Below are 9536 nucleotides of genomic sequence, written 5' to 3' on the forward strand. Positions count from 1 at the left end.
ATTATAATTCGCTTTCAACAATGGCTTTAACTCTTGCAGCAATTGATTTAGTATCTTGAGCTAAAAATGTACTTGGTTTAATTGGTTTATGAAATGTAATTGAAATTTGTAATTTTCCTTTTCTTGCTTTATCTAAGGCACTTAAGCTATTTGATATAGTTACAGGAACTATACTCATATATTCTTTTTGTGCTAATTTAAAAGCTCCGCCTTTAAATTCGCCTAACTCAGCAGATTCAACTCTTGTTCCTTCAGGGAAAACAATTCCAAATGTACGATTGGTTTTTACAAATTGACCAAATTCATATAAAGTTTCCATGCTTTCTCTAAAATTTTCTCGATCAATAGCATAAGTATCCATTAATGATAATAAATTACGCATTGTACGTTTTTTTAGAAGTTCTTTTTTAGCAATAAAAGTAGGAATTTTAATAGGAATCGATGTATCCTCACCACGATATTCTAAAGCAGCAATTAATGCAACTGGATCAATATTTGATTTATGATTTGGTACTAATAATACCCCACCTTTATCAGGAATGTTTTCATAGCCTTTGACATTTAGTACTATGTTATTGAGTTTTAAGTATTTTTTTGCATATTTAGTAATCATTATGCATCTTTGCTCAGCAGTAATTAAATCAGGTGTTTTACGATATTTACGAGCTGATGAATTAATTTTTTTAACTCTTCATAATCACGGAAGTGAAAAGAAAACTTTTTTAATTTTTACATTCATTAAGAACCTCTTTCATGGCTATTGCAATTAATAAATCATCTTCGTGTGAAATTGAAATATTAAAATTTTTGTATGTTCATTTATTATTTATTTTACATAAATCTATTTTACTAAATTTATTTTTTGTATTATCAGCTTTAAATATTGCTTCTTTAATTGCTCATGAACGAGCCAAAAATAATGCTTTTTGGTCTTTATCAAGAGCTAGAAATTCTTCTAATTCGTTCTTTGAAAGAATTTTTTGAGCAAATTCTAAGCTTTTATTATTAAAGCGGGATATTTTAACTAAGTCAACACCTAGCATTATTCTATTACCAACTTAACGTTAAATTCACCTATTAAATTTTCTGATTTAGCTTGTGGTGCAATTTCATATTTAAAATTATAAGTAGAAGTAGCTTGATCAAACTCTAGACTGTGTAAATAAGTAAAAAGTGAAAAGCTATTTGTTTTTCCTTCAAATACTTGTTCAAAAGGATTTTCTACTCATTGATTAAGTTTTAATATTAACGTTGTAGGTCCAGCAAAAATATTTACTCTTGTTTTACTTATCTCGATTTGATTAGCAATTTTTTGAGATGGCTCATGGAAAAATAATACGTCGTATTCTTCTTCAGCACGTCTTGTTAACTCGCTTGTAAATTCAATTTTGTTTTCACGTTCATTTTGTAGTGATATTGATAAAAATTTTATTTTCATAATTCCAACCTTTGTTTAATTAAGTCTTTACCAAATAAATAAATTGCTTTTGCTAGTTCAGGACCATGTTCCACATAAGTAGTTCCTAAACGAATTGGCATAAATAATTTTTTACCTTTAACTTGCAATATATTTTGAGTTTTATTGATTGCTTCTTGTATTGATTCAACTGAAAAATTATTAAAATCTAAATTATTTCTAAAAGTTTTTAATGTTAATAATTCATCACTATTTAGCTGTGGCATAGTATTATTAGGTTTAATATAATCATTTAGATGTTCTTTTATTTGACTAAGTGTATAAGCACTTTGTTTAAAAGTATCAATAAATAAAAGGAGTCATTCTTTTGAAAAGTTTAATGAATCTTTTAAGTTTAAAAGTGTTAATAATTGTTCATTATCAGTGTTTTTAATGTACTGTTTTGAGAATCATTGCATTTTTGTAATATCAAATTTTGAAGGAGATTTTGATAAACGAGTAGGATCAAATTTATAAATTAATTCTTCTTTGTTCATTAATTCTGTAGCATCAGCACTGGTTCAACCTAAAAGTGCTAAAAAGTTAAAAACAGCTTCAGGACTATAACCTTCATTTTTATAATCTTCAATAAATTGTTTTAAACTTGTGTCACGTTTAGAAAGTTTTTGACCTTCCATATTTGTAATTATTGTTAAGTGTCCAAATTTTGGAGCTTGTCAATTTAACATATCATATAAAGCTAATTGTTTTGGTGTGTTACCGATGTGTTCTTCACCACGTAGAACATGACTAATACGCATGTCAAAATCATCAACTACAACAGCAAAATTATAAGTTGGATAACCATCAGATTTATAAATTACTCAATCTCCTAAATCAGCAGAATTAAATGAAATTTTTCCTCTAACAATGTCATCTCATTCATAAATTTTATCATTTGGCATTTTTAAACGAATTGAATATTCTTTAGCTGCATCACGTTTTAAAATTTCTTCTTGACTTAGTTTTAGTCAATTACGGTTATATCTAAATGAAGGAATTCCAGCTGCATCACTTTGTTTTTTTTGTTCTTCAAGCTCATCGGTATTATCATAGGCCTTATAAGCGTGTCCTAGTTTAATTAAATGATTTGCTATTTCACTATATCTTTCTAATTTTTCACTTTGGCGATAATTAAAGATATCATGAGCTTTTTTAAAGGGACTTTCATCAGGTATAATACCTAGTCAAGCTAGATTTTCAAGTTGACTTTTTTCTCCATCGACTACATTACGTTTAATGTCAGTATCTTCAAGTCGAAAAATAAAATCACCTTTAAAATGTTTTGCAAATAAATAGCAAAAAAGGGCGGTACGAGCACCACCAATATGTAAATACCCTGTAGGTGAAGGGGCATATCTTGTTCTTACTTTTTTCATGTTACCTCAAAATATATTTAATATTATACTTTAAAGGTTAATTTATATAGTTAAATAATTATATTTATCACTAAAAAATTAGCCTTATTTTCCAAATTAAAGTTATTTTTTTAATATTGACTCAATAATAAAAAGTATTATAATAATTAAGCAAATGCACCGTTAGCTCAGCTGGTAGAGCAGCTGGCTCTTAACCAGCGGGTCATAGGTTCGAACCCTATACGGTGTACCAAATCAGTTTTGACCAAAACAACTGCTTCATAGGCAGTTTTATTTTTAAAAAAGTAGCTATTAAAAGCTACTTTTTTAAATTATTTTGTTATTTTACAACATGCTCTGTAATAGAGTGGTTTTCAACAACTAAGAATCTATCTCCTGGCTGAGCTCCATATGGTTCTAAAGCTTCTAGTGCCACTGAGTGATCATCTTTAATTTTAGCGAATAATTTTAATGAATCTACTGAGGTAAAGACACTTGATGTAATTCCAAATGCACCGATTAATTTTGGATTGTTTAAAATTCCAATAATTGAAGTATTTGGACGGAATTTAGCAACTTCTTTAAGTAATTGCCCTGATCTTGATAAAACAATAGCAAATTTGTAATCTCCACGTCTTGCTCTATTAGCAACATCATAAGCTATTAAGCTACGTGCATCTGAGTGTTTTGAATTTTTTCTAACTTCTTCAAGTTGTACATCATAATAAATTCTTGAATAGAATTCTTTTTCAGCTCTTTTGTTAATAGCTGACATAACTTTTACTGATTCAACTGGGAATGAACCGTTTGCACTTTCTCCTGAAAGCATTGTTGAATCTGCACCTAATTCAGTTGCATAGTAAACGTCTGTTACTTCTGCTCTTGTTGGGTGAGGTACATTTTCCATTGAGTCTAACATTTGTGTAGCAACAATAACTGGTTTACCTGCTTCACGACATTTTCTAATCATAATTTTTTCATAGTAAGGAACATCGTAGTAAGGAATTTCTAAACCTAAATCCCCTCTAGCAACCATAATTGCATCAGAAGCAGCAATAATTTCATCAATATTCATAATTCCTAAGTGTGATTCAATTTTAGAAATAATTTGAACGTGTTCTCCACCATTTTCGTTTAATAATTGACGTAATTCATTTACATTTTTAGCTGAATTAACGAATGATGCAGCAATATAATCAACACCACTTTTAATTCCAAATTTAACATCATCAATATCTTTTTGCGCTAAAAATGGCAATGTAAAGTCAACTCCTGGTAAATTAATTCTTTTGTTTGTTTTTAATTTATGTGTGTTTTCAGCAACAGCTTTAACTACACCTTTTGATACTTCAGTAACAACTGTTGATAATTTTCCATCATCTAATAAAACTTGATTTCCAACAATTAAGTCTTGTGACATGTCATAAGCTACTGTTATTTCTGTTTCAGTACCTTCAAAGTTTTGGTATTTATCTTGTGTTGTTCAAATTGTTAAGTTTGTTCCAGCTTTAATAACTTGAGCTCCATCTTTCATTTTACCAACACGAATTTCTGGTCCTTTTGTATCTAAAATTAATGATACTGGAATTTTTAAGTCTGTTGATACTTTTCTACCTAAAACAAATTTGTTTAATTGTTCAGCATGATCACCATGGCTAAAGTTAGCTCTAACTGCTGTTGCACCATTTTCAATTAATGCACGTAATGTATCATAGTTATCACTTGAAGGTCCAACTGTAACTATTAATTTACTTCTTTTATCTGTAAGATTCATTTCTTATACTCCTAAGTTTTTTTCATAAATAATTTTAGCACATGTAAGTTATTTTTCTTATAAGAATGGTTTATAAAGTGGAATAATTTACATAGTATTTTTTTTGAATGTGGAATTTTATTTCTTTAAAGAACTTTTTGCAATCTTAAAGTTTGAACTAATCACATAACTAAATCCTTTGTTATAGTCATCTTTAAGTAAAATTGTATATGGAACTAAATAATTATCTTTATCAGTGTCTGCTGCTCGAAAATCATTTAGAGTAATTATGTAATTATCAGCTTTAAATGTTGTATCGCTTGAAGCTATTTCTAAATTAGCTATTGAATTTGTTGAGCGATCAAAACGTAAGTCACTAAAACTAAATTCATTGAAATTCTTTGAGTTTTTTGGTTGTAACTTTAGAGTTGCATTTAGTTTATGTAGTTCAATAAACGATAAAGGTATTTCTAATTCTTTTTTGTTTTTTAGAGTAGATTTAAGGTTTTCAATTTTTAATAAATCATCAGTGCTTGCTGCATAAGATTTTATTAAAAGCGAATATTTTACTTTAATACTTTTAGGATTTGAAGCAACTGGATTTAAAACTAATTCAAGACTTTCAGGATCAATTAAAGCACCCTTATCAACTTCTAAAGAAATTCATTTATTAATTCATGCTAATTTCTCTTTAGCATTTGCTTTAGTAAATTCATCAAATATTTCTTGATAAGTTTTTTTAGAGCTAAGTGCTTCTTTTAAAAACACTGATGAAAGTGAAACGGCGTTTGATAAATCATCTGAGTTTTTAAGTTGTTTAAAACCTTCAATTACATAAGTAAAATGTTGTGATGATAATTTAAAAAATTCTGGTTTTGGACTTAACTTTACATCTAAGTATAATTGACCTAATACATCATTGGCATAGCTTTTTAAGTCAATAATATATTGGTTAGTAAAAACGTTTAGTGGTGTATTATTTTTACTATTTAAAAAGAATAATTTATCACTTTTATCAACTTGACTTAAAAGTAATTGTTCATATCAAAACTTATCACTTTTAATATTTAAGTTTTCTTTAAATAAATTTGCACTAGCAAAATCACGAGCATAACGTACTGATTTATCAATTTTTAAAGAATTAGTTTCAAAGTTAAACTCCTGTAAATTAAAAGTATTGTTTGGTTCTAAAGGGTTAACTGATTCGTTTTTTAAATCTGCGATTTCTTGTGCTTTGCGTTGGTATAAAACACTTGTTGTTACTAAAAGAGCACTAGATAAGCCTAGAGCTGTTGCTAAAAATAGTACTTTTAATTTAAAAGTCATAAAATTCTCCTTGAAAAATTTCTTGAATGTTTTTATTTAGTGCATCAATACCAAATTTATTTTGTGATGAAACAAAAATATAAGGGCAGTTATAATTTTTGTATTCTTCTTTTGATAATTTACTTAGTTGTGATTTTTCTTTTTGATTTAATTTATCTATTTTAGTATAAACAAGATAAATTGGGATTTTAATTGAAAATAAATATTTGATTATATCTCTATCAATGTTTGTAATTCCATGACGTGAGTCAATTAGTAAAATTAGCGCTTTTAATCTTGTATTTTTTTGCAAATACTCATCGATCATAATAAGCATTTTATCTTTTTGACTTTTAGATAATTTAGCATATCCATAACCTGGTAAATCAACTATTACTTGTTTTTGTGAATTTTCAAAGTAATTTAATAGTTGTGTTCGACCAGGAGTTTTTGAAACTCTAGCTAAACTTTTATTATTAACAATTGCATTTAATAAACTGCTTTTTCCGACATTTGAGCGTCCTCAAAAGCAAATTTCGTTACCTTCATGTTCATATCAATTAGACATATTCGAAGATGATTTAATAAATTTATACATTATTTGTTTAATTTCTCCTTGTGTCTAATAAGTGTTGATGAAAAGTTGATAAATTGATGATCAGGAACTAATAAAACAGTTTCTAAATCTTCATTTAAATGTTTATTTCCGGCGGCTAATTCAAGTTCATAAGAAAAGTCAACATCATTTCTAGCGCTTCTTATTAAAAAATTAACCTGATATTTTTTGGCTATATTTGCAATAAAATCATCTTTATTTAATAAAACTTCAACATTAGTGAAATTATATTTTTTAATTGTTTGTAATATTTTTTGGTATCTTAAATCTAAATTAGAATAATTATCTTTATCAGGGTTTATTGAAACTACTAAATAAACATAATCAAATAGTTTTAAAGCTTTTAATAATATTGAAACATGTCCATCATGCAAAGGATCAAATGAACCAGCATAAATTGCTTTTTTTTGCTTATTCATAGAGTTTTATAGCATCTTTTGCTATTAATAATTCTTCATTTGTTCTAATTACATAGACAGGAATTTTACTATTTTTTGTTGAAATTAATTGGTATTCTCCAATTTTTCCTTCATTAATTTGTTTATCTAATTCAACTGGTAAAATATTGATTTTATCAATTACCATTTGTCTAATGTGAGAAGCGTTTTCGCCAATTCCAGCTGTAAAAACTAATGCATCAATATTTGGTGCAATTTTATTCATATAAGTAGCAGTATAATCAGCAATTCTTTGAGCGTATAAATCAAGAGCAAATTGTGCTTGTTTGTCACCTTGATTTGCATGACTTGTTACATCACGCATATCGCTAGAAATTCCTGAAACTCCTAATAAACCACTTTTTTTGTTAAGAGTATCAGTTAATTCTGAAATACTCATATTAGTTTGTTTAATTAAAAATTCATGAATAGAAGGATCAATATCTCCACTTCTAGTTCCCATCATAATTCCTGCTAGAGGTGTTAGACCCATTGAAGTATCTACTGATTTAGAATCTTTTATAGCACATAAAGATGCACCATTTCCAATATGTAAATTAACAAAATTTACTTTTTCTTTTTTAAGAATTTCTTGTAGTTTTAAGGTTATAAAACGGTGTGAAATTCCATGCGCTCCATAACGTTTAATTCCATATTTTTCACTTCATTCATGAGGAATAGGATAAGTTGAATTAACTTTTTGAATGCTTGTGTGAAAAGCTGTATCAAAATTAGCACTTAACTTTGCATGTGGCATTACACTTTGAAAAGCTTTAATAGCCATAATTGCACCTGGATTATGAAGCGGTGCATAAATTGAAACTTGATCAATTAAGTCAATAGCATCATTATCAAGTTTAGATGATTTATTAAAGTGTGGTCCACCTTGTACTACTCTAAATCCTATGTATTCAATTTCTTTAATATCTTTAATAAGATTAATTTTTTCAAATATCTCCAAGATTTTTTCAACAGCTACTTTATGGTTTGGCATTATTGCATCAAATTCATATTTTTTGTCGAATTTAATTTCTATATTTCCTTGTGCTAAAGTTATTCTTTCAGCTATCCCACTAGCAATTAAAGCTAAATTTTCTTTTTCAAATAAAGAAAGTTTAATTGAAGAACTTCCAGCATTTATAACTAAAATTTTTGACATTATTTAGCTCCTTGTGCTTGTAGCATAGTAATTAAAACTGTATTTACAACGTCTTCAACTTTGCTTCCTCTTGATAAATCATTTACTGGTTTTTTAGTTCCAACTACAACTGGACCAATTGCTCCATAATTAGCAAATCTTTGCACCAATTTATATCCAATATTTCCTGCATTTAAGTCTGGAAAAATCAATGTATTTGCAACTTGATCATAACTTTCTGATTTGTATTTTGCTTTTCTTATCTCTAAATCTATAGCAGCATCTAATTGCACTTCACCGATAGCTTTTGTTCCATCTCATTTAGTATTAAAGTCTAAAGTGGCTTCTTTAACCATTTTAGTATCATCATTAAGCGCTGATCCATCAGTTGAAAAACTTAAAAATGCGACACGTGGATCAAAACCTAATTGTTTAGTAAATTCAGCAGCATTTAATCCAATATCACTTAATTGTTCTTTTGTTGGTTTAGGATTAACTGAGATATCCGAAAAAATTGAAACATTTTCATCTTTATGCATAATCATAACCGATGAAATAGTTTTAATTCCAGCTTTAGGTCCTATAACCTTAAAAGCAGCTCTTAAAATATCAGCAGTTGAATAGTTTAATCCTCCTACAACACCATGCACTAAACCTTTATGTAACATCATCATGGCATAAAAAGGACGAGTGCTTAAAAATTTTTGTGCCATTTCGTATGTTTCTTTACCTTTACGTAAAGTTACATACTCATTCATGTACTCTTCTAATAGTTTTTGATCTTCAAAAATATTTAGATAGTTACGAGAAGTATCTTCTTGACTTTTTTCAGTAAGTAAAGTAACTTTTAAATTTTTGTATTTTTTTAAAAGATCATAAGCTTTTAGTGAACGCTCATCATCTCCATCAATTAAAACTATGTGCTTTAATTCTTTAATATTTTCTATTTTTTGATTTAGTAAATCAGTAAATTTCATTAATAACCCCTTATTAAAAATATAATTATGTTTTTATTATAAACAATTACTTTTAAAAACAAAACTAAGACTAAAAATTGCTTTATTTTGTGGAATTATGTATTGATTATTTTTTTCATTTACTGGTTAATTTTCAGAGATGAAATATTTATTCAAACTTACAATGCAATAGTTTATGTAATATGGATAATATATAATTATTTTTAGAAAAATATTACGTTTTCTGAAAATAGGAGCAATATGAAAAAGAGATTCATGATTATGCTTGGTTTAAACTCAATTATTTTAAGTTCTAGTGTAGTTTTAGTAGCGTGCAGCAACAAAAATAATGATTTAAATTCTACAGATAAAAAAGATATTGATACAGATCAAGAAAAAAGAAATAATGAAATAAAATCTTCAAAATTCAAAGAAGATTTTAAAAATATATTAAGTAGAGATTCTAAAAGTGTATCAGTAAGTGACTATGAAGAAGTTAAAAAGGCAATTTTAGAAA

The 9536-nt window shown here is 27.4% G+C and carries 11 protein-coding genes and 1 tRNA gene; 2 read left to right on the plus strand and 10 right to left on the minus strand.

The annotated features are described in order from the left end of the window. Position 1: 1 nt before the first annotated feature. From MALL_RS00600 to gltX, 4 genes are read right to left on the minus strand one after another with little or no spacing between them, the layout of a single operon-like run. On the minus strand, positions 2–739 hold the full coding sequence (locus MALL_RS00600) for a lysophospholipid acyltransferase family protein (protein ID WP_005683170.1): 738 nt from the start codon (positions 737–739) through the stop codon (positions 2–4). Beyond that, positions 723–1043, minus strand: coding sequence for a 4'-phosphopantetheinyl transferase superfamily protein (locus MALL_RS00605; RefSeq protein WP_005683184.1), 321 nt, complete (start codon positions 1041–1043; stop codon positions 723–725). Before MALL_RS00605 ends, MALL_RS00600 begins: the two co-directional genes overlap by 17 nt. Beyond that, the gene (locus tag MALL_RS00610; RefSeq protein ID WP_005683200.1) at positions 1043–1438 is read right to left on the minus strand and encodes a hypothetical protein; all 396 of its coding nucleotides are present in this window, start codon (positions 1436–1438) and stop codon (positions 1043–1045) included. The genes MALL_RS00605 and MALL_RS00610 overlap by 1 nt, the downstream gene beginning before the upstream one ends. After that, entirely contained in the window at positions 1429–2835 is a 1407-nt protein-coding gene (gltX, locus tag MALL_RS00615; RefSeq protein WP_005683197.1) for a glutamate--tRNA ligase, read from the minus strand. Before gltX ends, MALL_RS00610 begins: the two co-directional genes overlap by 10 nt. Before the next feature lie 156 nt (positions 2836–2991). Here gltX and MALL_RS00620 point away from each other — a divergent pair. Beyond that, a tRNA-Lys gene (locus MALL_RS00620) sits at positions 2992–3067 on the plus strand. An 87-nt stretch (positions 3068–3154) separates the two neighbouring features. On the opposite strand, the gene pyk is transcribed toward MALL_RS00620, so the two are convergent. From pyk to MALL_RS00650, 6 genes are all read right to left on the minus strand, one after another. Continuing rightward, positions 3155–4588: a pyruvate kinase gene (gene pyk, locus MALL_RS00625; RefSeq protein ID WP_005683182.1), complete on the minus strand. Its 1434-nt coding sequence runs from the start codon at positions 4586–4588 to the stop codon at positions 3155–3157. A 117-nt stretch (positions 4589–4705) separates the two neighbouring features. Next, a complete protein-coding gene (locus MALL_RS00630) occupies positions 4706–5893 on the minus strand; it encodes an MAG1430 family protein (RefSeq protein ID WP_005683211.1) in 1188 nt (395 codons plus the stop codon). Next, positions 5883–6470, minus strand: coding sequence for a ribosome biogenesis GTP-binding protein YihA/YsxC (yihA, locus tag MALL_RS00635; RefSeq protein ID WP_005683218.1), 588 nt, complete (start codon positions 6468–6470; stop codon positions 5883–5885). The genes MALL_RS00630 and yihA overlap by 11 nt, the downstream gene beginning before the upstream one ends. After that, the gene (gene coaD / locus MALL_RS00640) at positions 6470–6907 is read right to left on the minus strand and encodes a pantetheine-phosphate adenylyltransferase (RefSeq protein ID WP_005683206.1); all 438 of its coding nucleotides are present in this window, start codon (positions 6905–6907) and stop codon (positions 6470–6472) included. The genes yihA and coaD overlap by 1 nt, the downstream gene beginning before the upstream one ends. Continuing rightward, positions 6900–8084: an acetate/propionate family kinase gene (locus MALL_RS00645; RefSeq protein ID WP_005683214.1), complete on the minus strand. Its 1185-nt coding sequence runs from the start codon at positions 8082–8084 to the stop codon at positions 6900–6902. Before MALL_RS00645 ends, coaD begins: the two co-directional genes overlap by 8 nt. Then, positions 8084–9040, minus strand: coding sequence for a phosphate acetyltransferase (locus MALL_RS00650; protein ID WP_005683171.1), 957 nt, complete (start codon positions 9038–9040; stop codon positions 8084–8086). Before MALL_RS00650 ends, MALL_RS00645 begins: the two co-directional genes overlap by 1 nt. A gap of 240 nt (positions 9041–9280) precedes the next feature. Between MALL_RS00650 and MALL_RS00655 the strand changes: the two genes are divergently transcribed. After that, positions 9281–9536, plus strand: a 256-nt coding sequence (locus MALL_RS00655) for a hypothetical protein (protein ID WP_211204443.1), incomplete at its 3' end; no start/stop codon positions are given.

The organism is Mycoplasmopsis alligatoris A21JP2, from assembly GCF_000178375.1.
GTDB classification, from domain to species: Bacteria; Bacillota_I; Bacilli_A; order Mycoplasmatales; family Metamycoplasmataceae; genus Mycoplasmopsis; species Mycoplasmopsis alligatoris.